The organism is Pseudomonas sp. 39004 (assembly GCF_028682155.1).
Lineage (GTDB): Bacteria > Pseudomonadota > Gammaproteobacteria > Pseudomonadales > Pseudomonadaceae > Aquipseudomonas > Aquipseudomonas capeferrum.
Window position 1 is genome coordinate 1 of the sequence record NZ_JANIAG010000087.1, and the last position, 23031, is coordinate 23031.

At 63.9% G+C, this 23031-nt stretch carries 17 protein-coding genes; 8 read left to right on the top strand and 9 right to left on the bottom strand.

The window, feature by feature from the left end:
* Window positions 1-18: 18 nt before the first annotated feature.
* A complete protein-coding gene (locus NP534_RS15915; protein WP_027593589.1) occupies window positions 19-279 on the top strand; it encodes a DUF1652 domain-containing protein in 261 nt (86 codons plus the stop codon).
* Here NP534_RS15915 and NP534_RS15920 read toward each other — a convergent pair.
* The 9 genes from NP534_RS15920 to NP534_RS15960 all read right to left on the bottom strand — a co-directional run bounded on the left by NP534_RS15920 (window position 276) and on the right by NP534_RS15960 (window position 16366).
* Window positions 276-2363: a putative bifunctional diguanylate cyclase/phosphodiesterase gene (locus NP534_RS15920; protein WP_274099341.1), complete on the bottom strand. Its 2088-nt coding sequence runs from the start codon at window positions 2361-2363 to the stop codon at window positions 276-278. The genes NP534_RS15915 and NP534_RS15920 overlap by 4 nt on opposite strands.
* Before the next feature lie 207 nt (window positions 2364-2570).
* Window positions 2571-4052 (bottom strand): efflux transporter outer membrane subunit, encoded by a 1482-nt coding sequence (locus tag NP534_RS15925; RefSeq protein WP_274099342.1) that lies wholly within the window; start codon window positions 4050-4052, stop codon window positions 2571-2573.
* Window positions 4049-7156 carry an efflux RND transporter permease subunit gene (locus NP534_RS15930; protein WP_274099343.1) on the bottom strand — a complete coding sequence of 1036 codons (3108 nt, stop codon included), beginning with the start codon at window positions 7154-7156 and terminating at the stop codon, window positions 4049-4051. Before NP534_RS15930 ends, NP534_RS15925 begins: the two co-directional genes overlap by 4 nt.
* A gap of 109 nt (window positions 7157-7265) precedes the next feature.
* Window positions 7266-10361, bottom strand: coding sequence for an MdtB/MuxB family multidrug efflux RND transporter permease subunit (locus tag NP534_RS15935; protein ID WP_274099344.1), 3096 nt, complete (start codon window positions 10359-10361; stop codon window positions 7266-7268).
* Window positions 10358-11629, bottom strand: a complete 1272-nt coding sequence (locus tag NP534_RS15940) for an MdtA/MuxA family multidrug efflux RND transporter periplasmic adaptor subunit (RefSeq protein ID WP_033697402.1) — start codon at window positions 11627-11629, stop codon at window positions 10358-10360. Before NP534_RS15940 ends, NP534_RS15935 begins: the two co-directional genes overlap by 4 nt.
* A 230-nt stretch (window positions 11630-11859) precedes the next feature.
* Window positions 11860-12360, bottom strand: coding sequence for a thiol peroxidase (tpx, locus tag NP534_RS15945; RefSeq protein WP_033697401.1), 501 nt, complete (start codon window positions 12358-12360; stop codon window positions 11860-11862).
* 168 nt (window positions 12361-12528) lie between these two features.
* Entirely contained in the window at window positions 12529-13809 is a 1281-nt protein-coding gene (locus NP534_RS15950) for a serine/threonine transporter (protein ID WP_047583738.1), read from the bottom strand.
* A 196-nt stretch (window positions 13810-14005) separates the two neighbouring features.
* Entirely contained in the window at window positions 14006-15202 is a 1197-nt protein-coding gene (locus NP534_RS15955; protein ID WP_274099345.1) for an amino acid aminotransferase, read from the bottom strand.
* Between the two features lie 138 nt (window positions 15203-15340).
* Window positions 15341-16366: an Ldh family oxidoreductase gene (locus NP534_RS15960; protein ID WP_033697397.1), complete on the bottom strand. Its 1026-nt coding sequence runs from the start codon at window positions 16364-16366 to the stop codon at window positions 15341-15343.
* A 142-nt stretch (window positions 16367-16508) separates the two neighbouring features.
* Between NP534_RS15960 and NP534_RS15965 the strand changes: the two genes are divergently transcribed.
* The 7 genes from NP534_RS15965 to NP534_RS15995 all read left to right on the top strand — a co-directional run bounded on the left by NP534_RS15965 (window position 16509) and on the right by NP534_RS15995 (window position 23020).
* Entirely contained in the window at window positions 16509-17381 is an 873-nt protein-coding gene (locus NP534_RS15965) for a MurR/RpiR family transcriptional regulator (RefSeq protein ID WP_274099346.1), read from the top strand.
* Window positions 17382-17402: 21 nt separating this feature from the next.
* Window positions 17403-18155, top strand: coding sequence for a transporter substrate-binding domain-containing protein (locus NP534_RS15970; RefSeq protein ID WP_274099347.1), 753 nt, complete (start codon window positions 17403-17405; stop codon window positions 18153-18155).
* Between the two features lie 195 nt (window positions 18156-18350).
* Window positions 18351-19070 (top strand): ABC transporter permease, encoded by a 720-nt coding sequence (locus tag NP534_RS15975; RefSeq protein ID WP_274099348.1) that lies wholly within the window; start codon window positions 18351-18353, stop codon window positions 19068-19070.
* The gene (locus tag NP534_RS15980) at window positions 19067-19777 is read left to right on the top strand and encodes an ABC transporter permease (protein WP_033697392.1); all 711 of its coding nucleotides are present in this window, start codon (window positions 19067-19069) and stop codon (window positions 19775-19777) included. The genes NP534_RS15975 and NP534_RS15980 overlap by 4 nt, the downstream gene beginning before the upstream one ends.
* Before the next feature lie 16 nt (window positions 19778-19793).
* Window positions 19794-21038 (top strand): NAD(P)/FAD-dependent oxidoreductase, encoded by a 1245-nt coding sequence (locus tag NP534_RS15985; protein ID WP_274099349.1) that lies wholly within the window; start codon window positions 19794-19796, stop codon window positions 21036-21038.
* A 20-nt stretch (window positions 21039-21058) separates the two neighbouring features.
* The gene (locus NP534_RS15990; RefSeq protein WP_274099350.1) at window positions 21059-21841 is read left to right on the top strand and encodes an amino acid ABC transporter ATP-binding protein; all 783 of its coding nucleotides are present in this window, start codon (window positions 21059-21061) and stop codon (window positions 21839-21841) included.
* A gap of 369 nt (window positions 21842-22210) precedes the next feature.
* Window positions 22211-23020: a gamma-glutamyl-gamma-aminobutyrate hydrolase family protein gene (locus NP534_RS15995; protein WP_274099351.1), complete on the top strand. Its 810-nt coding sequence runs from the start codon at window positions 22211-22213 to the stop codon at window positions 23018-23020.
* The last annotated feature ends 11 nt before the right edge of the window (window positions 23021-23031 follow it).

Here is a 23031-nt window from a genome sequence, read left to right on the forward strand (position 1 = left end):
AAGGACAAGGAGGCTGGCATGAACAAGATGACGTTCCCAAACGCCTGTCAGGTGATGCGCTGGCATTTCCACCCGCTGGGCTTCGAGGCCAGCATGGATGCACCGCGCAGCATGATCGCGCGCCTGTTCGACCGCGCCACCGGGGAAACCCTGCTGGCCATCGCCGGCATTCCTTGCGCCGCCATCATGGCCGCGGCGGATGTCGAGCGCATCATCGAAGCGGTCGAGGCCGAAATGGACGCCTTCGTACCGGTCTTCGCTTTGCGCGACGCAGGCTAAACCGGCACCTCGGGTTCCTGGCGCAGCGCCTGCAAATTGCCCATGAACTGCTCTGCCGGCACCGGCTGGCCCAGCAGATACCCTTGCAGCGAATCGCACCCCAGGCGGGTGAGGAAGTCTTGCTGTTTGTCGGTCTCTACCCCTTCGGCAACGATGCGCAACCCCAGTGCCTGGCCCAGGGCAACGATTGCAGAGACAATCGCGGCGTCATCGCTGTCCTGCTCCAGGTCACGCACGAAACCACGGTCGATCTTCAGCTCGTTGGCCGGCAGGCGCTTGAGGTACATGAGGCTGGAGTAACCGGTGCCAAAGTCATCGATGGACAAGTCCACGCCCATGTCGGACAGGCGTTGCAGCACCGTCAGGCTGGCATCGGCGTCGTGCATGGCGGTGGTTTCGGTGATTTCCAGAGTCAGGCAGTTGGCCGGCAGGCCATTCTCGCTCAAAGCCCGGGCCACGCTTTCGACCAGTCCAGCGTGGCAGAACTGGATGGCCGAAAGGTTGACCGCCATGCGCCAGCCCAGGTGCCCTTGGTCCAGCCACTGACGCATCTGCCGGCAGGCTTCGTCGAGCACCCATTCGCCAATGGGGATTATCAGGCCGGTCTTTTCCGCCAGGCCGATGAACCGATCAGGCAGCAACAACCCCTGCTGCGGGTGCTCCCAGCGCAGCAGGGCTTCGGCACCGATCGGCTGGCAGGCCTGGGCATCGAACTTGGGCTGGTAATGCAGGCGGAACTGGCCCTGCTCCAGCGCCTGGCGCAGGTCCTGCAGCAACTGCAGCTGCTGCCGAGCGTTGCTGTTCATCGACACGTCGAAGAAGCTGTAGCCATTCTTGCCGGCGCTTTTGGCGTGGTACATCGCGGCATCGGCATTGCGCAGCAACTCGTGCTGGTCCAGGCCATTGCCTGGGTACAAGACGATGCCCAGGCTGGCCGTGAGTTGCAGATCATGCTCGGCGACACGGAACGGCCGCGACACCAGGTTGACCTGCTTGACCGCCACGTCCATGGCATCGTTCGGCTCCTGCAATTCCACCAGCAGCACGAACTCGTCGCCGCCAATGCGCGCCAAGGTGTCCTGGCTGTGCAAGTGGCCACGCAGGCGTGCGGCCACGGCCTTGAGCAACAGGTCACCGACATGATGGCCAAAGGCATCGTTGACCGGTTTGAAACCATCCAGGTCGATGAACATCAAGGCAAAGCACCCGCCCTGCTCCGCCACCTTGCCGATGGCCTGCTCGATGCGGTCGGCCAGCAGGGTACGGTTGGGCAGGTCGGTGAGCGTGTCGTGCAGGGCCAGCTGGGTCAGCTCCTGGTTGGCCAGGGTCAGCGAGCGGGCAAGTTCCGCGGTGCGCGCTTCCAGGCGCGCGTCCAGCACCGAGGTCAGCAACGCCACCGCCAATACCGCCAGGGTGGTGATCAGCACCAGGTAGACCAGCCCGTCGCCTTGCAGCCCGCCGCCCAGCGCACCACAGAAGCTGCCCGCAGGGAAATTGGCCGCCGCCATGCCGGTGTAGTGCATGCCCACTATGGCAACCCCCATGATCACGGCCGCCAGGCCCCGGATCTGGCGCACGTAAGGGGTGTGCCTGCGCAAGCGAAACGCGATCCACAGCGCCGCCGCCGAGGCGCCAACGGCGATCAACAGCGAAGCGCCGAACAGCGTTGGGTCATAGTCGATGCCCGGCAGCATGCGCAGCGCGGCCATGCCGGTGTAGTGCATGCAACTGATGCCCGCCCCCATGATCAACGCACCAAAGCCCAGTTGCAGCCAGGGCAGGCTCGGCTGGCTCACCAGCCACAAGGCAAAGCCTGACGACAGCACGGCGATCAACAGCGAAAACGCCGTCAGCCCAAGGTCGTAGCCCAGCTCGACGGGCAGGCTGAACGCGAGCATGCCGATGAAGTGCATCGACCACACGCCGATGCCCATGGCCAGCGCGCCGCCCCCCATCCACAGGTGCACAGCCCTGCCCTGGGCCGTGGCGATACGGCCGGTCAGGTCAAGGGCGGTATAGGACGCCAGGATCGCCACGCACAGCGAAATCAACACCAACGAAGAGGAGTAGCTGCCTGTGAGCATTGGGAGTTCCAGCGACAGGCCAGGGGGCCCGGAAAAAGCTGACAATTGTACTCAAGCTTTGGCGAAACGCACGGGGTTTTTGCGAATGGGAATGGATCCAACATCCCCTCCTGAGGCTCTGCCCCGGCCCGCTCCTACTGGGTCATCGTTGTTTTCTGAATTTCGAGCAAGGCAGGTGCTCACACAGCCCTAGGGCTGGGCGAGCTCCTACTCGGCAAACGCCTGCTCGGCATCCCAACCGCCGCCCAGCGCGGCGATCAGTTGCACACTCGCCACCAGCCGCCCTTGCAGTAGGTTCAGCACACTGCGCTCATTACTCAGCGCCGTGGTCTGCACGTTCACCACATCCAGGTAGCCGATCAAGCCCGCGCGGTACTGGTTCTCCGTAAGGCGCAGCGACTCACGCGCCGCGTCCAGGGCCTCCTGGCGTACCACCGCTTCATCGCCGTATACCTTCAGCTGCACCAGGTAGTTTTCCACCTCCTTGAAGCCATCGAGCACGGTCTGGCGATACTGCGCCACAGTCTGGTCATACACCGCCACGGTACGGTCCACCTCGGCGCTGCGCTTGCCCGCATCGAACAAGGTCATGGCCAGCGAAGGCCCTACCGACCAGTAGCGGTTCGGCAGTTCGATCCAGTTGCTGAAGCTGCTGCTGGAATAGCCCCCACTCAGGCTCAGGCTCAGGTCGGGGAAGTAGGCAGCCCGCGATACGCCGATATTGGCGTTGGCGGCCATCACGTTGCGCTCGGCCGAGGCAATGTCCGGGCGGCGCTCAAGCAATTGCGAGGGCAATGTCACGGGGATGTCCGGCAGCGCCGGGATGTTCTTGCTGTCGGCCAGCGCGAAGTTCGCCGGGGCCTTGCCCAGCAACACGGCAATGGCATTCTCGAACTGCGCACGCTGCCAGATCAGGTCGATCAGGTCTGCCTGGGTGCTTTTCAGCTGGGTCCGCGCCTGCGCCACCGCATCCGGGCCGGACACACCGGCGCGATACTGGTTTTCGGTCATGCGCAGCGAGCGCTCGTAGGTGGCCACGGTCGCTTCCAGCAGGCGCTTCTGCTCATCGATCACACGCAACTGCAGGTAGTTTTGCACCAGCTCCGACTGCTGGCTCAGGCGAATCGAGGCAAGGTCGGCAAAGCTGGCTTCGGCACTGGCTTCGTTGGCGTTCAAGGTTTCACGTAGCTTGCCCCACAGGTCGATCTCCCAGCTCACGCCGAGCTGCGTGTTGTAGGTGTTGCGAATGCCGCTGCTGTTGTTCGACAGGCTGGAGCTGGAGCTGCCGGTGCCTTGAGCCGAACGGTTCTTGCTGGCGCTCAGGTCCAGGCTCGGGAACAGCGCGGCGCGGCTGCTGCGCACCAGCGCCTGGGCCTGGCGGTACTGGGCTTCGGACTGCGCGACGGTCTGGTTGCTGCGGTTGAGCTCTTCGACCAAGGCATTGAGCCCGGCATCGCCATAAACCTCCCACCAAGCGCCACGGGCAATGGCGTCCGACGGTTTGGCCTGGCTCCAGCCCTCGGCCTGCTTGTACTGCGCCGGGGTGCTCAGCTCGGGGCGGTGGTAGTCCGGGCTCAGGGTACAGGCACTGAGCAGCGCTACACACAGGCCGGCGCCGAGCAGACGCGAGCCACGCCCCAGGGTCAACGACTGCAGGGTACGGTGAAGGGGTGTCTGGGCAAAGTTCATAGCGGGGTTTCCAGAGCGGCGTCGGTGCGCACGCCGCGCCAATGGTTGAAACGGTGACGCAGGCGGTCGAGGTACAGATAGACCACCGGTGTCGTATAAAGGGTGAGGATCTGGCTGAAGACCAGGCCACCGATGATGGTCAAACCCAGCGGCTGGCGCATTTCCGCGCCTTCGGCACGGCTGACCAGCAGCGGCAAGGCGCCGAGGATGGCCGCCAGGGTGGTCATCAGAATCGGCCGCAAGCGCAACAGGCAAGCGCGGCGGATGGACTCCTCCGGCGACAGGCCCTGGTGGCGCTCCAGTTGCAGCGCCAGGTCGATCATCAGGATCGCGTTCTTCTTCACCACGCCAATCAGCAGGAACAGGCCCAGCAGCGAGATCAGGCTGAACTCGCCGCCGGTGACATACAGCGCCAGCAAGGCACCGACGCCGGCCGAGGGCAGTGTCGAGAGAATGGTCAGCGGGTGAATGTAGCTTTCATAAAGAATGCCCAGCACCAGGTACACCAGCACCAACGCGCCGAGGATCATGAAGGGCTGGCCTTCCTGGGTCTTGGCGAAAGCGTCGGCGGTGCCGCCGAGCTTGGCGATGACTTCCTCGGGCAGGCCCAGCTTGGCCACCGCCCGCTCCACTGCGGCCATGGCCTGGTCAGGGCTGTAGCCTTCGGCAACGTCGAAGGCAATGTCTTCGGAGGCGAACTGGCCCTCGTGGCTGACCCGGTCATTGGCCAGGCTGTTCTCGTAGTGGGCAATGGTCGACAACGGCACCCGGGCGCCATCATTGGTGATCACCTGCACCTGCTCCAGGGTGCTCGGGTCCCAGGCGTATTTCGGGTTGATCTCCAGCACCACCTGGTACTGGTTGAGGCTGTCGTAGATGGTCGAGATCTGCCGCTGGCTGTAGGCGTTGTTGAGCACCGTGGTGACCATGTCCATGTCGATGCCCAGGCGCTTGGCCTGGTCACGATCGACCACCAGGGTGACCTGCTGGGTGCCGGCGCCGTCACGGGCGTCAATGGCCGTCAACTCGGGCAAGGCACGCACCGCCGCGACCACTCTCGGGAACCACTCGCGCAGGGCCGCCAGGTCGCCGCTCTGCAGGGTGTACAGGTACTGCGACGAGGTCTGGTCACGCCCGCCGCCACCCAGCTGCAGGTCCTGGTCAGCCATCAGGAACAGGCGCCCGCCGGGCACCTTGGGCATCTCTTTGCGCAGGCGCTCGATGACCTTCTGGGCATCGATCTTGCGCTCGTTGATCGGTTTCAGGCGCACCAGCACCATGGCATTGTTGGTACCACTGTTGCCGCCGATGAAGCCCGCCACACTCTGCACCGCAGGGTCGGCCAGCAAGGCGCGGCGGTAGATTTCCATCTTGGGCTGCATCACGCTGAACGACAGGCCATCGTCACCCCGGATAAAGCCCATCAACTGGCCGGTGTCCTGCTGCGGCATCAGTGTCTTGGGCACCACCACGTACAGGGCAATGTTGATGCCGATGGTGGCCAACAGACTAAGCAGGGTCAGGCGCTTGTGGCGCAGCGCCCAGCCAAGGCTGCGGTCATAGCCATTGACCATGCGCCGGTGCAGCTTGTCGCTCCAGCGCTGCACGCGGGTCTGCTGCGCCTGGTGCGGCTTGAGCCAGCGCGCGCAGAGCATTGGTGTCAGGGTCAGCGAGACCACCAGCGAGACGATGATCGCCGCCGCCAACGTGATCGAAAACTCCTGGAACAGGCTGCGCACGATGCCGCCCATGAACAGGATCGAGACGAATACCGCCACCAGCGACACGTTCATCGACAACAGCGTGAAGCCCACTTCCTTGGCGCCCAGGAAGGCCGCACGCATCGGCGGCTGGCCATCCTCGATGTGCCGGGAGATGTTCTCCAGCACCACGATGGCATCGTCCACCACCAGGCCGGTCGCCAGGATCAGCGCCATCAGCGACAGGTTGTTGAGAGAGAAACCGCACAGGTACATGACGGCAAAGGTGCCCACCAGCGACACCGGTACCGCCAGGCTCGGGATCAACGAGGCACGCAGGCTGCCAAGGAACAGGTAGACCACCAGGATCACCAGCCCCACCGCGATCAACAGGGTGTGCTCGGCCTCCTTGAGGGTCGCCTTGATCACCGGCGAGCGGTCCATGGCCACATTCAGCTGGACGCTGGCCGGCAGCAGCGACTGCAACGCCGGCAACTGCGCCTTGATCTGGTCGACCGTTTCGATGATGTTGGCCCCGGTCTGGCGGTTGACCACCAGCAGCACCGCGCTCTGGTCGTTGAAGAAGCCGCTGTTGTAGCGGTTCTCGACGCTGTCGGTGATGGTCGCCACGTCGGACAGACGCAAGATGGTGCCGTTCTGCTGGCGGATCACCACCGGCTCGTAGTCCTTGGCCGTTTCCAGCTGGTCGTTGGCCCGCACCTCCCAGCTACGCTCGGCATCCTCGACGAAGCCCATGGGCCGGCGCTGGTTGGCGTTGGCCACAGCGGTGCGTACCTCGTCCAGCGACACGCCGTACTGGTTGAGCAACTGCGGCTCCACCGAGATGCGCACGGCCGGCAGCGAACTGCCGCCGATCTGCACCTCCCCTACCCCGGACACCTGGGCCAGGCTCTGCGACAGGATGGTGTCTGCCAAATCGTACAGCTGGCCCTTCTGCAGCACATCGGAGGTCAGCGACAGCACCATGATCGGCGCCTGCGACGGGTTGATCTTCTTGTACGTGGGCATACTGCGCATGCCGCTGGGTAGCAGGTTGCGGGTGGCATTGATGGCCGCCTGCACCTCACGCGCCGCGCCGTCGATGTCACGGCCCATTTCAAAGCCGATGATCACCCGCGTCGAGCCCTGGTTGGAGCTGCTGGTCAGCGTGGTAACGCCGGCGATGCTGCCCAGCTTGCGTTCCAGCGGCGTGGCCACGGTGGCGGCCATGACTTCAGGGCTGGCACCGGACAGGTTGGCCTGCACCACGATCACCGGGAAGTCCATCTGCGGCAGCGGCGCAACCGGCAGCAGGCCGAAGCTGACCCCGCCCAGCAGCATGATCGCCAGGCTCAGCAACATCGTCGCCACCGGGCGCCGGATGAAAGGACCGGACAGGTTCATTTGTAGCTCCAAGCTGCAAGTTGCACGCTACAAGTGGGCGTGCGAGCAGGCTCGGAACTCCGGCTCACGTCAATCAGCTTGCAGCTTGCGGCTTGATGCTTGAGGCCGCTCATGCCGGCTCCTCCGCAACGTCCTGCCGACCAAAACGACGCGCAAGCCGATCAAAATAAAGGTAGATGACCGGCGTGGTGAACAGTGTCAGTACCTGGCTGACCAGCAGCCCGCCCACCATCACCAGGCCCAGCGGCTGGCGCAGTTCGGCACCGGAGCCGGTTGCGAGCATCAGCGGCACCGCACCGAACAGCGCGGCCAGGGTGGTCATCAGGATCGGCCGGAAGCGCAGCAACGCGGCCTGGTAGATGGCGTCCTGCGGGGACATGCCCTGATGGCGTTCGGCTTCAAGGGCGAAGTCGATCATCATGATCGCGTTCTTCTTGACGATGCCGATCAGCAGGATGATGCCGATGATGGCGATCATGCCCAGGTCGTTGCCACTGATGAGCAATGCCAGCAACGCGCCGACCGCCGCCGAGGGCAAGGTCGAAAGGATGGTCACCGGGTGGACGTAGCTCTCGTAGAGCACACCCAGCACGATGTACATGGTCACCACGGCGGCGAGAATCAGCAGCAAGGTGCTCGACAGCGAGGCCTGGAAGGCTTCTGCGGCGCCCTGGAAGCGGGTTTGCACGCCAATCGGCATGCCGATCTCCTGCTGCACCTGCTCGATGACCTTGACCGCCTCGCCCAGCGACGCGCCATGGGCCAGGTTGAACGACATCATCACCGCCGGGAACTGGCCAATGTGCGAAATCGCCAACTGCGCCTGGCGCTGCTCGATACGCGCCAGCGCCGACAGCCGCACCTGGCCGCCATCGGTGGCCTTGACGTGGATCGACTCCAGCGCCTGCGGGCCGATGCTGGCGGCGGCTTGCGACTGCAGCACCACGCGGTACTGGCTGGCCTGGGTGTAGATGGTCGAGATCTGCCGCTGGCCGAAGGCGTCGTACAAGGCGTTGGTGATCTGCGCAACCGTGATGCCAAGGCGGCTGGCCATGTCGCGGTCGATCACCAGGTACACCTGCAGGCCCTTGTCCTGCAGGTCGCTGGCCACGTCGGCAAGTTCCGGGCGCTGTTGCAGCGCCTGCACCAGCTTGCCGCTCCACTGCGCCAGCAGGTCGGCGTCAGGGGAGGACAGGCTGAACTGGTACTGGGTGCGGCTGACCCGGTCCTCGATACTCAAGTCCTGCACCGGCTGCATGAACAGGCGGATGCCCACCAGCTTGTCGAGCTGCGGCTGCAGGCGGCTGATGACCTCGCCGGCGGTGACGTCACGTTCACCGTGCGGCTTGAGGTTGATCAGCAGGCGCCCGCTGTTGAGTGTGGCGTTGTCGCCATCCACGCCAATGTAGGACGACAGGCTCTGCACGGCCGGGTCCTGCAGGATTACCTTGCTCAGCGACTGCTGGCGCTCGCTCATGGCGGCGAACGAGGTCGATTGCGGCGCTTCGGAAATACCCTGGATCACGCCGGTGTCCTGCACCGGGAAGAAGCCCTTGGGCACCGCCATGTAGAGCACCACGGTAAGCGCAAGGCTGCCCACCGCCACCAGCAGGGTCAGCGGCTGATGCCTGAGCACCCACTGCAGGCCGCGGCCGTAGTGCTCGATCAGCCAGTCGATCCAGGCGCCACTGGCGCGGTAGAAACGGCCCTGCTCTTCTTCCTTGGGCTCGCGCTTGAGCAAGCGCGCGCACATCATCGGCGTGAGGGTCAGCGACACGACCAGGGAAATCAGGATCGCCACCGCCAGGGTGATCGCGAACTCGCGGAACAGCCGGCCGACCACATCGGCCATGAACAACAGCGGGATCAGTACCGCGATCAGCGAGAAGGTCAGCGATATCAGGGTGAAGCCGATCTGCCGGGCGCCCTTGAGCGCGGCCTGCATGGGGGTTTCGCCTTCCTCGATGTGCCGGGAGATGTTCTCCAGCATGACGATGGCATCGTCCACCACGAAACCGGTGGCGATGGTCAGGGCCATGAGGGTCAGGTTGTTCACCGAAAAACCGGCCAGGTACATCACGCCAAAGGTGCCGATCAACGACAGCGGGACGGCAATCGACGGGATCAGGGTGGCACTGAAACGGCGCAGGAACACGAAGGTGACCATGACCACCAGGACGATGGCGATCAGCAACTCGTGCTGCACGTCCTTGACCGCGGCGCGGATGGTCTGGGTACGGTCGGTGAGCACCGACACGTCGAGGCCGGCCGGCAGGTTGTCGGTGATCGAAGGCAGCAGTTCCTTGATCCGGTCGACCACTTCGATGACGTTGGCCCCCGGCTGGCGCTGAATGTTCAGCAACACGGCCTGGTTTTCGTTGGCCCAGGCGGCGAGGCGCTCGTTTTCGGCACCGTCGACGATCTCGGCCACATCCTTCAGGCGCAGCGGCGCACCGTTGTTGTAGGCCAGGATCAGGTTGGCGTATTCCGCCGGGGAACGCAGCTGGTCGTTGGCGTCGAGCATCGACACCCGGGTCGGGCCGTCAAAGTTGCCTTTGGGCTGGTTGACGTTGGACGCGCCGATCAGCGTACGCACGTCATCGAGGTTGAGGCCGTTGGCAGCCAGGGCATCGACGTTGACCTTGATGCGCACCGCCTGGCGTTGGCCACCGGCGATACTGACCATGCCCACGCCACTGATCTGGGCGAGCTTTTGCGCCACCCGGGTATCGACCAGGTCGTTGAGCTTGGGCAGCGGCATGGTCTTGGAGGAAATGGCCAGGGTCAGCACCGGGGTGTCGGCCGGGTTGACCTTGTTGTACACCGGCGGTGCGGGCAGGTCGCTGGGCAGCAGGTTGCTGGCCGCATTGATCGCTGCCTGCACCTGTTGCTCGGCGACATCCATGTTCATGTCGAGGCTGAAACGCAGGGTCAGCACCGAGGCACCGCCGGAGCTGGTCGAGGCCATCTGGGTCAGGCCCGGCATTTGCCCGAACTGGCGTTCAAGCGGCGCGGTGACCGCACTGGTCATGACTTGCGGGCTGGCGCCGGGGTACAGGGTCATGACCCGGATGGTCGGGTAATCGACCTGTGGCAGGGCCGAAACCGGCAACAACGTGTAGGCAATCAGGCCGGCCAGGACGATAGCCAGCATGCTCAGCGTGGTGGCGACCGGCCGCAGGATGAACAGGCGCGAGAGGTTCATGCGCCCGCCTTGCCTGCTTCAGCAGCCTGGGCGGCGCCCTTGGCGTCCTGGCCTTGCAGGTGCTGACCGGGGGTGGTCGGCACTTGCGAGCTGTCTTCGACCACGTCCACCTTGGTGCCCTCTCGCAGCCGGTCGGTGCCTTCCAGCACAAGGCGGTCGCCGGCAGCCAGGCCTTCGAGAATCACGCTGTTTTCACCATCGCTGGCACCGACCTTGAGCTTGCGCACGTTGACGGTGTTCTCGGCGTTGATCACATAGGCGAAGGTGCCGTCGTTACCGAACTGGATGGCCGCCGCAGGGGCCATTACCACCTGCTTGAGGGTGTCGGCCAGCAGGCGCACGTTGACGAACTGGTTGGGGAACAGGGCCAGGTCCTTGTTCTCGAACCTGCCCTTGAACTTGAGGGTGCCGGTGGTGGTGTCGATCTGGTTATCGATACTGCCCAGTACACCGCTGGACTGCAGCTTGCTGTCGCTGCGGTCCCAGGCCTCGACCGGCAGGCTGGCGCCGCTGCGATAGCGTTCCAGCACGGTGCTCAGCTCGGTTTCCGGCAGGGTGAACACGACGTTGATCGGCTCGGTCTGGGTGATGACGACCAGCGCGGTGGTGTCGTTGGCGGCTACCAGGTTACCCAGGTCGAGCTGACGCAGGCCTACACGGCCATTGATCGGCGCACGGATCTGGGTGAAATCGAGGTTCAGGCGCGCGTCGTTGACCTGCGCCTGGTTGGTCTTGACCAGGCCCTGGAACTGCGCGACCTGGGCTTCGGCGGTGTCGAGTGTCTGTTTGGCGATGCTGTCTTCGGCATACAGGCCTCGGTAGCGCGCGACGTCTACCTGGGCGTTCTTCAGCTGAGCCTGGTTCTGCGCCAGGGTGCCTTCGGCCTGCTGCAAGGCGATGCGGTAGCTGCGCGGGTCGATCTCGGCGAGCAGGTCGCCGGCCTTTACCTGCTGGCCTTCCTTGAAGTGGATCTTGACCAGCTCACCGCCCACCCGGCTGCGCACGTTGACGGTATTGGTCGCGGTGACCGTGCCCAAGGCTTTGTAATAAAGCGGGAAATCGCCAACCCGTGCCGGCTCGACGCGTACCGGCACCGGGTCGCTGGATGCGCCGAACCCTGGGCGCCCGCCCTTGCCCATGCGCCCGCTGCCGGCCTCTGTGTGGGCGGGCGTTGCGGGCCACAGCCACCAGGCCAGCAAGGCCACCAGCAGCAGGATCAGCAGGCCGACGAGCCAGCGACGGGAGGAACGGGATTTGGACGCTTGCATGGGTTGAACGAACCTTGTTCGGAATAACGATGTGGGGAGGGTGAACGATAAGCACTGGCATCGTTTTAGCAAAGGCCCTTTACCAGAGGTTTACCTTTGGCTGACGTTGCCAAAACGCTGAACTTTAAACGAAAACGGCCCGGAAATCGTTCCGGGCCGTTACAGGGTGTTGCTTGGAGCGGTGGGCGTGGCTGGAGTTCCGTTACCGGTACCGGCCCCGCCAGAAGCCCTTACTTCAGGACAGCCAGCGCTGCCTCGTAGTTAGGCTCTTCAGCGATTTCAGCTACCAGCTCGCTGTGCAGCACCTTGTCGTTCTCGTCCAGTACCACTACCGCACGCGCAGCCAGGCCGGCCAGCGGGCCGTCGGCAATGGCCACACCGTAGTTCTCGAGGAACTCGGCGCCGCGCAGGGTCGACAGGTTTTTCACGTTCTCCAGGCCTTCGGCACCGCAGAAGCGCGCCTGGGCGAACGGCAAGTCGGCGGAAATGCACAGCACCACGGTGTTGGCTACGTCATTGGCCTGGGCATTGAACTTGCGCACCGAGGTGGCGCAGGTTGGGGTATCGACGCTTGGGAAGATGTTCAGCACCTTGCGCTTGCCGGCGTAGTTCTGCAGCGACTGGTCGGCCAGGCCTTCACCCACCAGCGAGAAGGCTGGGGCCTGAGCACCGGCCTGCGGCAGGTTGCCCTTGACCTGAACCGGGTTGCCTTTGAGAGTCACTTGAGCCATGAACGAAATCCTTATGCGGGGTTTGAAAAGGACACTGAGTTAAGCATGAAGCCGACCGGGTGCCTATGGGTGAAGTTAAAATTGTTCTATTGCCAGACAATTATTGTGGACAAAAAAAATGCCCAGATCGCGACAAGCGACCTAGGCATTGCTTGCAGCGGTGGTGAATCAGCTCAGCAAGCCGTAAACCACCGAAGTCAGCGCAACCACGCCGATTGTCACGACGAATACATTGGACATCGCGCCGCTGTACTTGCGCATCGACGGTACGCGGCGAATGGCGTACATCGGCATCAGGAACAGCAATACCGCGATAATCGGGCCGCCCAGCGATTCGATCATGCCCAGAATGCTCGGGTTGAGGGTGGCGACGATCCAGCAGACCACCAGCATCAGCGCAGCGACCACGCGGTCCAGGGTTTTTGCACCCGGGCGCGCACCGGCCTTGACGATGATGCCCTTGAGGCCTTCGCTGGCGCCGATGTAGTGGCCCAGGAACGACTTGGCGATGGCAATGAAGGCGATCAGTGGTGCGGCAAAGGCGATGGTCGGGTTGCTGAAGTGGTTGGCCAGGTACGACAGGATCGACAGGTTCTGCGCCTTGGCCTCAGCCAGTTGGGCACTGCTGAGGGTCAGCACGCAGCTGAAGACGAAGAACAGCACCATGGCCACCATCAGCAGGTGGGCGCGGGCGAGGATCTGGCCGCTGCGCTCATCGGCATGCTCGCCGTAGCGGCGCTTCTGGTCGACGGCGAAGGCCGAGATGATCGGTGAGTGGTTGAACGAGAACACCATCACCGGAATCGCCAGCCACACGGTGTGCAGGAAGGCCGAGCCCGAGGGCAGTTGCGTGGCGCTGTCGAGGATGCCCCCGGTCCAGTGCGGGACCAGGTACAGGCCCAGCAACGCCAGGGCAACGATGAACGGGTAGACCAGCAGGCTCATGACCTTGACCGTGGCCTGCTCACCGCAACGCACGATGGCCAGCAGGCCGAGGATCAGCACGAACGACAGCAGCGCCCGTGGCGGCGGCGTCATGTGCAACTGGTGCTCCATGAAGCTGGTAACGGTGTTGGTCAGCGCCACGCTATAGATAAGCAGGATCGGGAAGATGGCGAAGAAGTACAGCACGGTGATCAGCGCACCGGCCTTGATGCCGAAATGCTCCTCGACCACTTGCGTGATATCGCCGCCCGTGCGCCCGGAAAGGACAAAACGGGTCAGCCCGCGGTGGGCGAAGTAGGTCATCGGGAAGGCCAGTACGGCCAGGATCAGCAGCGGCCAGAAGCCGCCCAAGCCGGCGTTGATGGGCAGGAACAAGGTGCCTGCACCGATGGCGGTGCCAAACAGGCCCAGCATCCAGGTGGTGTCTTGACGTGCCCAACTGCCCAAGGCTGCCGGGGTCGATTCTTCATAGCGCCGTTCGACGCTTGGGGCCTGCTCATTCATTCCGGGTGTAGCTCCACTCGCAAGACTGCAACAGGCTGAGAGTGGCGAAACAGACGTATCGCACCCCTCAACCGAAAAAGAGGGCGCGATTGTGCACTGAAAGGTTGCACTTGCGAAGCCCCGTCCGAGGGACGGTTGCACTTGTCATGACAACAAGGTGAAACCAAGGGGGCCGCTTCGCGTCCCCCCTGTCACATTACTGCTGAACCGCGGCGAACGCCTCGGCCACCCGTTGCAGGTTGGCCGGCCGCAGGCCAGACATGCACACCCGGCCACTGTCGATCAGGTACACGCCGAACTCGTCACGCAGGCGACGCACCTGCTCGACGCTGAAACCGGTGTAGCTGAACATGCCGCGCTGGCGCAGGAAGAACTGGAAGTCCTGCCCCGGCAGCAGCGTGCCCAGGGCATCGACCAGTGCCTGACGCATGTCGAGGATACGCTTGCGCATCACTTCGACCTCCGCCGCCCACTGGGCATTGAGCGCGGCATCGCCGAGCACGCCGGCAACCAGCTGAGCACCGAAGTTGGGTGGGCTGGAGTAGTTGCGGCGCACGGTAGCCTTCAACTGGCCGAGTACGCTCTGGGCAGTGGCGTCGTCGTCGCAGACCACCGATAGGCCCCCTACTCGCTCGCCGTACAGCGAGAAGATTTTCGAGAACGAGTTGCTGACCAGGCACGGCACGCCGGCACGGGCCATTTCGCGGATGGCGAAGGCATCTTCGACCAGCCCCTCACCGAAGCCCTGGTAGGCGATGTCGAGGAACGGGATCAGCTGACGCGCCTTGACCACTTCCACCACTTGCTGCCACTGGTTCTGGTCCAGGTCGGCACCGGTCGGGTTGTGGCAGCACGGGTGCAGCAGCACGACGCTGTTGGCCGGCAGGGTCTGCAGCGCTTGCAGCATGCCAGCGAAGTCGACGCCACGGCTGGTCTGGTCGAAGTACGGGTAGGTATTCACCTTGAAACCGGCGCCTTCGAAGATGGCGCGGTGGTTATCCCAGGTCGGGTTGCTGACCCAGACTTCGGACTGCGGGAAATAACGCTTGAGGAAGTCGGCACCGACTTTCAGAGCGCCAGAACCGCCCACGGTCTGCACGGTAGCCACACGGCCGCCGGTCACCGCTGGGTGATCGGCACCGAACAGCAGGGCCTGAATGGCCTGGCGGTAGCTGGCCAGGCCTTCCATCGGCAGGTAGAGCGAGGCTTCGTGAGCCTGGCCGGCGATGCGCTTCTCGACCGCATCCACCGCCGCCAACTGCGGCACTACGCCGGCTTCATCGTAGTACAGGCCGATACTCAGGTTGACCTTGTCGGCACGGGGATCGGCCTTGAAGGTTTCCATCAGCGAGAGGATCGGGTCGCCGGCATAGGCATCGACATGTTTGAACACAGCGTGCAGCTCCTTGGATCAGGACAGTTCGGAAAGGCTGCCCTGAGGATACCCGGAGTCGCTGCTGAGTAACATCACCTATTGTGCAGGTTGTCTATGCAAGATTGCACAGCCGCCGATCTGCGCCGACAGCCTGGCTCAGCCCAGCAGCGCCTTGAGGCCATGCAGCTCCTGCTCGGTCAGCGCCACGCCCTCCTCCTCGGCCACTTCACGCTCGCGGTAGCGGCGCTCGCCCGGCATGCGCGTCAACCCCACCGCCTGCATCTGCTCCACCAGTTCGCGGCTGCGCTGGGCAAAACGCTCGCCTTCGGCCTTGCTCGGGTCGATGACGATGATCAGCTGCCCGGTCCATGGCGTTTTCGCCCCTGGGTGCCCGGACCAGTCGAACTCCCAGGAAAAGTGCCCGCCGGTCAGCGCTGCGGCCAACAACTCGACCATCATCGACAGCGCCGAGCCCTTGTGCTCGCCAAACGGCAACAAGGCGCCACCTTCGAGAATGGCCTTGGGGTCGGTGGTCGGCTGGCCATTGGCGTCCACGCCCATGCCCTCGGGCAACTGTTGGCCAGCCCTGGCGGCGATCTGCACGTCACCGTGGGCCATGGCGCTGGTGGCCATGTCGAAGACGATCGGGTCGTGTTCGGCGCAGGGCGCGGCAAAGGCGATGGGGTTGGTGCCGAACAGCGGCTTGCGGGCACCATGCGGCACCACGCAGGTCATGCTGTTGACCACACTGAGCGCCACCAGGCCCTCGTCGGCGAACGGCTCGACGTCCGGCCACAGCGCGGCGAAATGGTGCGAGTTGTGAATGGCCAGCACGGCGATACCGGCGCTGCGGGCCTTTTCCAGCAACAGCGCACGGGCCGCTGCCAGTGCCGGCTGGGCGAAGCCGCCGGCGGCATCGACACGCACATAACCGGAGGCCACGTCAGTAACCTTCGGCGTGGCACGCCCATTGACCCAGCCGCTGGCCAGGGTCGAAACATAGCCCGGAATACGGAACACCCCGTGGCTGTGGGCGCCATCGCGCTGGGCGCTGGCGCAGTTGTGGGCAAGCACCTGGGCCACTGTTTCGCTGCAGCCATGACGCTGAAAAATCGCCTGCAAGAGGGTCTGCAGCTCGGTAAAAGGCACGCGTACGACAGTGCCGGTGGAAGGTGCGGACATCTGAAGCTCCTTGTTGGAATTGGAATGGCTACAGCGTTGCAACGACAAAAACTTTCCTGCATGTGACAGCTATCTGTCAAATGTTGACTTGATGACAGAAAACATTCATTTTCTATCGCAAGCCTCACCCCGGAGATGCAGCATGAGCCAACCGATCAAGCAACGCCTGGAAAACAGCCTGCAAGGGGCTGCCGCCTCAGGCCGCACGATCGCCAGCTACATGCTCGCCAACCTGCACGAACTGCCGTTCCAGACCTCGGCCAGCATTGCTGCCAAGCTCGGCGTCAGCGAATCCAGTGTCGGCCGTTTCTGCCGCTCGTTAGGTTATGCCCACCTCAAGGCGCTCAAGCAAGACCTGCAGAACGACCTGGGCGATGGCCCCTGGCTGGTGGGTGACCGCCTGCAAGACTACCGCCAGAACCACGATGCCAGCGACACCGCCGGCAGCCTGGAGCTGGAAATCGCCGCACTGGTCCGTGTCCACGAGTACCGCCAGAGCGAGCCCTGGCACCGTGCCGCGCAACGCCTGGCGAGCAAACCGCGGGTATTCGTCGCGGGCTTTCAGACCGAGCGCGGCGTCGCCATGTGCATGAGCCACCTGCTGCAGTACCTGCGCGATGGCGTGCAACTGGTCGATCTCAGCGCCGGGCATTTCGGCGACGTGCTGCTGGGCCGCGCCGAAGACAGCGCACTGGTGGTGTTCGAGGCCCGCCGCTATTCACGCCATGCCCTGCAGCTGTGCCAGAAGGCGCGCGCAGCCGGCATTGCGGTCACCCTGGTGACCGACACCTTCTGTGACTGGGCCGATGCCAACGCCGACGAGGTGTTCCGCATCCCCACCGAGTTCAATCTGTTCTGGGAATCCACCGCGACCATGCTGTCGTGGGTGCACCTGATGGTCAACGAGGTCTGCAAGAAGCTCGGGCCGGATGTTGAAAAACGCTTGGAAGCGACTGCCGCTCTACATAACGAATTCGTCGGCTACACCTCGTGGCCGTCGGCAAAACAACAATAGCAAGAGTGCAAGAGGTGCGAGATGAACAAGACCATGGCTATGGTGGGTGCGTGTGCCCTGCTGCTGACGGGCGCCGCCAATGCCGAAACCCTGCGCTTCGCCACCGAGGGCGCGTACCCGCCCTTCAACTATGTCGACGCCGATAACCAACTGCACGGCTTCGACATCGACATCACCCACGCCCTGTGCGAGCAGATGAAAGTCGAGTGCACGCTGGTGGCCCAGGATTGGGAAGGCATCATCCCGGCCCTGATGGCACGCAAGTACGACGCGGTGGTCGCGTCGATGATCGACACCGAAGAGCGCCGCAAGAAAATCGCCTTCACCGATCATTACTACCGCACCCCGCTGACCGTGGCCGTGGCCAAGGACAGCGAGATCAGCGACGCCCAGAACAATTTCGTCGGCTACACCGTTGGCGCGCAGTCCTCTTCGACCCAGGCCATCTATGCCGAAGACGTCTATGGCAAGGCCGGCGCCGATGTGAAGCTGTACCCGACCATGGACGAAGCCAACGCCGACCTGGCCGCGGGCCGCCTGGACGGGGTGATCGCCGACAAGTTCCCCCTGCACGAGTGGATGAACAAGAACGGCCAGGACTGCTGCAAGATCCTCGGCGACGTGGCCGACACCAAGGCCGACGCCGCCATTGCCGTGCGCAAGGATGACGAGGCGCTGCGCCAGCGCCTGAACACCGCGCTGCAACAGATCGTGGCCAACGGCACCTACCAGAAGATCGCCAGCAAGTACTTCGCTTTCGATATCTACAACTGATCTGTAGGAGCGGCCTTGCGTCGCGAAAGGGCTGCGTAGCGGCCCCAGGATCTATGCGACGGCACAGATTGCCAGGGGACGTTTTGCGACCCCAGGATTTATGCAACGGCACAGATTGCCGGGGCCGCTACGCGGCCCTTTCGCGACGCAAGGCCGCTCCTACAGCGACCGCATTACCCGTCCAAGGGGTTTGTCATGCTCGATCAATTGTCCTTGCTATCTTTTGCCAGCGGAGGCTGGGGCCAGGCGTTGCTGGCCGGCGCCCTGGTAACCGTCTCGCTGGCCCTCGCCTGCCTGCCCATCGGCCTGCCCCTGGGGCTGGCCGTGGCCCTCGCGGCGCGCTCGCGCAAGCGCCTGCCCCGGGCCTGGGCCACGACCTTCTCGACCGTGTTCCGCGGCCTGCCCGAACTGCTGACCTTGCTGATCATCTATTACGGCTGCCAGATCGCAGCGCAAAAGCTGCTGGCCGCCATGGGCTATCAGGGCGAGTTCCTGATCAATACCTTCCTGGCCGCGATGATCGCGTTCAGCCTGGTGTTTGCCGCGTTCTCCAGCGAGATCTGGCTGGCCGCCTTCAAGACCCTGCCCAAAGGGCAGCTTGAGGCCTGCTCTGCATTGGGCCTGAGCAAACGCACGGGCTTCTTCAAGGTGGTGCTGCCGCAACTGACGCGCATCGCCCTGCCTGGCCTGTCCAATAACTGGCTGTCGTTGCTCAAGGACACCTCGCTGGTGTCGACCATCTCGCTGGTCGACCTGATGCGCCAGACCAACCTGGCGGTGAGCGTGACCAAGGAGCCGATGTTCTTCTATGGCGTTGCCTGCCTGGGCTACCTGCTGTTTTCGGCAGTCTCGGGCCGGGTCTTTGCCTTTATCGAGCGGCGTAGCAGCCGCCACCTGCAAGGAGCCCGGGCATGAACGTCGAACAATGGCTGGCGGTAGTCCTCGACCCCGACCTGCTGGAACGCTACGGCCCACGCTTCGTCGATGGCCTGCTGGTAACAGCCAAGCTGGTGGCGATTTCGTTCACCCTGGGTGCCGTGCTCGGCCTGTTGCTGGCACTGGCACGCCTGTCGCGCAGCCAACTGCTGCAACGCATGGCCGCCGGTTACGTGTACTTCTTCCGCGGCTCGCCGCTGCTGGCTCAGTTGTTCCTGCTTTATTACGGCCTCGGTTCGCTCAAGGGGTTCTGGCAAGACGTCGGCCTGTGGTGGTTCTTCCGCGAGGCCTGGTTCTGCACCTTGCTGGCGTTCACCCTGAACACCGCCGCCTACCAGGCCGAGATCTTCCGCGGCAGCCTGATGGCCGTCGCGCCTGGGCAGTACGAGGCAGCGCGGGCGCTGAACCTGAAACGCTCGACCACCTTCTTCAAGGTGATCCTGCCGCAGTCGTTGCTGGTGGCCATCGGCCCACTGGGCAATGAGCTGATCCTGATGATCAAGGCCAGCGCCATTGCCTCGCTGGTGACCATCTACGACCTGATGGGCGTGACCAAACTGGCGTTCTCGCGCAGCTTCGACTTCCAGATCTACCTGTGGGCCGCCGTGCTCTACCTGGTGATCGTCGAGCTGGTGCGGCGCCTCCTGAAACACCTGGAAGCCCGCCTGGGCCGCCACCTGAACTGACCGAAGGATACCTACCATGCATTGCCAGACCCTCGTCCTCGGCGCCGGCATTGTCGGCGTCAGCACCGCGCTGCACCTGCAGGCGCGTGGGCGCCAGGTGATTCTGATCGACCGTGACGAACCCGGCAGCGGTACCAGCCATGGCAACGCCGGGCTGATCGAGCGCTCCAGCGTCATCCCGTATGCCTTCCCGCGCCAAGCCGGTGCGCTGCTGCGCTACGGCCTGAACCGCCAGCCTGACGTGCGCTACAGCCTGCTGCACTTGCCCAAGGCCGCGCCCTGGCTGTGGCGCTACTGGCGCCAGTCGGCGCCGGGGCGCCTGGCGGGCGCCGCTGCCGACATGCTGCCGCTGGTGCAGCGCTGCGTCGAGGAGCATGACGCCCTGATCAAAGCCGCCGGCCTTGAAGGGCTGGTGCAGGCCAAAGGTTGGATCGAAGTGTTCCGTGACCCGGCCCTGTTCGAGCAAGCCAAGGCCGAGGTCAAAGGCCTGAGCCGCTACGGCCTGCAGTATGAAATCCTCGAATGCGGGCAGCTCCAGGCCCGCGAGCACCAACTGGACAGCACCGTGGTCGGTGGCATTCACTGGCTCGACCCGAAGACAGTGAACAACCCCGGTGGCCTCACCCGTGGCTACGCCGCGTTGTTCGTGCAGCGTGGTGGGCAGTTCCTGCACGGTGATGCGCGCAGCCTGCGCCAAGTGGAGGGGCAATGGCAGGTCGACAGCCGTCGTGGCCCTGTCACCGCAGACGAGGTGGTGGTCTGCCTGGGTCCACAGTCGGCAGACCTGTACGAAGGCCTGGGCTACAAGATCCCGTTGGCGATCAAGCGTGGCTACCACATGCACTACAGCACCCGTGACGGTGCGCAACTCGAACATTCGATTTGCGACACCCAAGGCGGCTACGTGCTGGCGCCCATGGCCCGGGGCGTGCGCCTGACCACCGGCATCGAGTTTGCCGCCAGTAATGCGCCCGGCAACGAGATCCAGCTGCGCCGCTGCGAGGCCTTGGCCCGGCGCTTGTTCCCGGCGCTCGGCGAGCGCCTCGACGATACCCCTTGGCTGGGCCGTCGCCCGTGCCTGCCAGACATGCGCCCGGTAATTGGCCCTGCCCCTCGGCACCAAGGCCTGTGGTTCAACTTCGGCCACGCCCACCATGGACTCACCCTTGGCCCGGTCAGTGGCCGGCTGCTGGCAGAGCTTCTGACCGGCGAGCGCCCCTTTACCGACCCTGCACCCTACAGCGCGACGCGTTTCGACTGAACCTTGCGGAGAACAACAATATGACCGCCCCTCTGAGCCTTGCCAGCCTTGCCCCAGAACCCGACCCACGCCCGGTACTCATCCGCATCGAGGGCCTGAACAAGCACTATGGCGCGTACCATGTGCTGCGCGACATCAACCTGCAGGTACGCGAAGGCGAACGCATCGTCCTCTGTGGCCCGTCCGGTTCGGGCAAGTCGACCCTGATCCGCTGCATCAACCGCCTGGAAGTGGCCCAACAGGGCAGCATCCAGGTAGATGGCACCGACCTGGCTGCCACCACACGCCAGGCAGCGCAGATCCGCAGCGAAATCGGCATGGTGTTCCAGCACTTCAACCTGTTCCCGCACATGACTGTGCTCGACAATTGCCTGCTGGCCCCTACCAGCGTGCGCGGGCTGTCGCGCAAGGACGCCGAAGAACGGGCACGGATGTACCTGTGCAAGGTCGGCATCGAGTGCCAGGCGCACAAATACCCCAGCCAGCTTTCCGGCGGCCAGCAGCAACGCGTGGCCATTGCCCGCGCCTTGTGCATGAAACCCCGGATCATGCTGTTCGATGAGCCGACCTCGGCACTGGACCCGGAAATGGTCGCCGAAGTGCTGGATGTCCTGGTGCAACTGGCCGGCACGGGCATGACCATGCTCTGCGTTACCCATGAGATGGGCTTTGCCCGGCAGGTGGCCGAACGGGTGCTGTTCCTTGAGGGCGGGCAGATCATCGAGGACAGCCCGCCACAGGTGTTCTTCAACCAGCCCAAGACAGAACGGGCCAAGGGTTTCCTGGCGCAGATTCTGCACTGAGCCCGTTCCTCCCTGTACCGGCTTCCTTTGTCAGCGGGCTTGCCCACCAAGAGGCCGGTACAGGCCCCCTTCATTGCAGCGGTGCAATGAACCAACTGCGTCGTTAAATATAATTGACCTAACCCCCTGCCAAACCCTTGCTGCTACAGGGCTGCAACGGTTTAACCCCCCTGAATTCGGCGTATCCCCCCCGCTAACGCCTCTACCAGTCGTTTGACATATCGAACGGCTCTGGCAAGCTATCAACAAGTCCCGACCGGAATCGTCGCCTCTGACGAGCCGGCAGTGCTCGGGGCTTCAGGTCGCACTCAAGGCCCCGGCCGTGCGCCTGCACAACAACGACAGGTCGAACCTGTCCCAAGGTGACATATGTCCAACAGCAACATTGGCAACAAGCAACCTTCCCTGCGCAAACCCGTCGTCCTGATGACCATGGGCAGCCAAGAGCGCAAAGGCCATGACTATCAGGTCATGACCCACAAATACATCACTCCGCTGGTCGACTTCGCCGATTGCGTCCCGGTCCTGGTACCCACTTGCTGTGGTACCGAAGACCTCGAGACCTATCTGAACATGGCCGACGGCGTCTACCTGACCGGTGCCGGCAGCAACATCGACCCGGCCCTGTACGGCCAGGACAACGAAACCCCCGGCAAGGGCCAGGACAAGGCACGCGACCTGTTCGACATCCCGCTGGTCAAGGCAGCGATCAAGCGTGGCCTGCCGATTTTCGGCATCTGCCGCGGCATGCAGGAAATCAACGTGGCCCTGGGTGGCGACATCTACCAGAAGGTGTATGCCGAGCCAGGCTTCAACGACCACCGGGAAAACCCCGAAGACCCGGTCGAGGTGCAGTACGCCCAGGTCCACAGTGTTAAGGTCAAGCCAGGCAGCTGGCTGCGCGACACTCTGGGCTGCGACGAGATTCGCGTGAACTCGCTGCATGGCCAAGGCCTGCGCAACCTCGGTAAAGGCATCGAGCCAATTGCCCTGGCCGAAGACGGCCTGGTCGAGGCCATCCATGCCCCGAGCATTTCGCCCTTCCTGTTCGCGGTGCAGTGGCACCCCGAGTGGCAAGCCGCGAAGAACCCTGATTCGATCAGGATCTTCCAGGCGTTCGGCGATGCGTGCCGTGCCCAGGTCCGCAAGTCCCAGGTCAAGCACCATCAGGCTGCCTGACACAAAGCTTC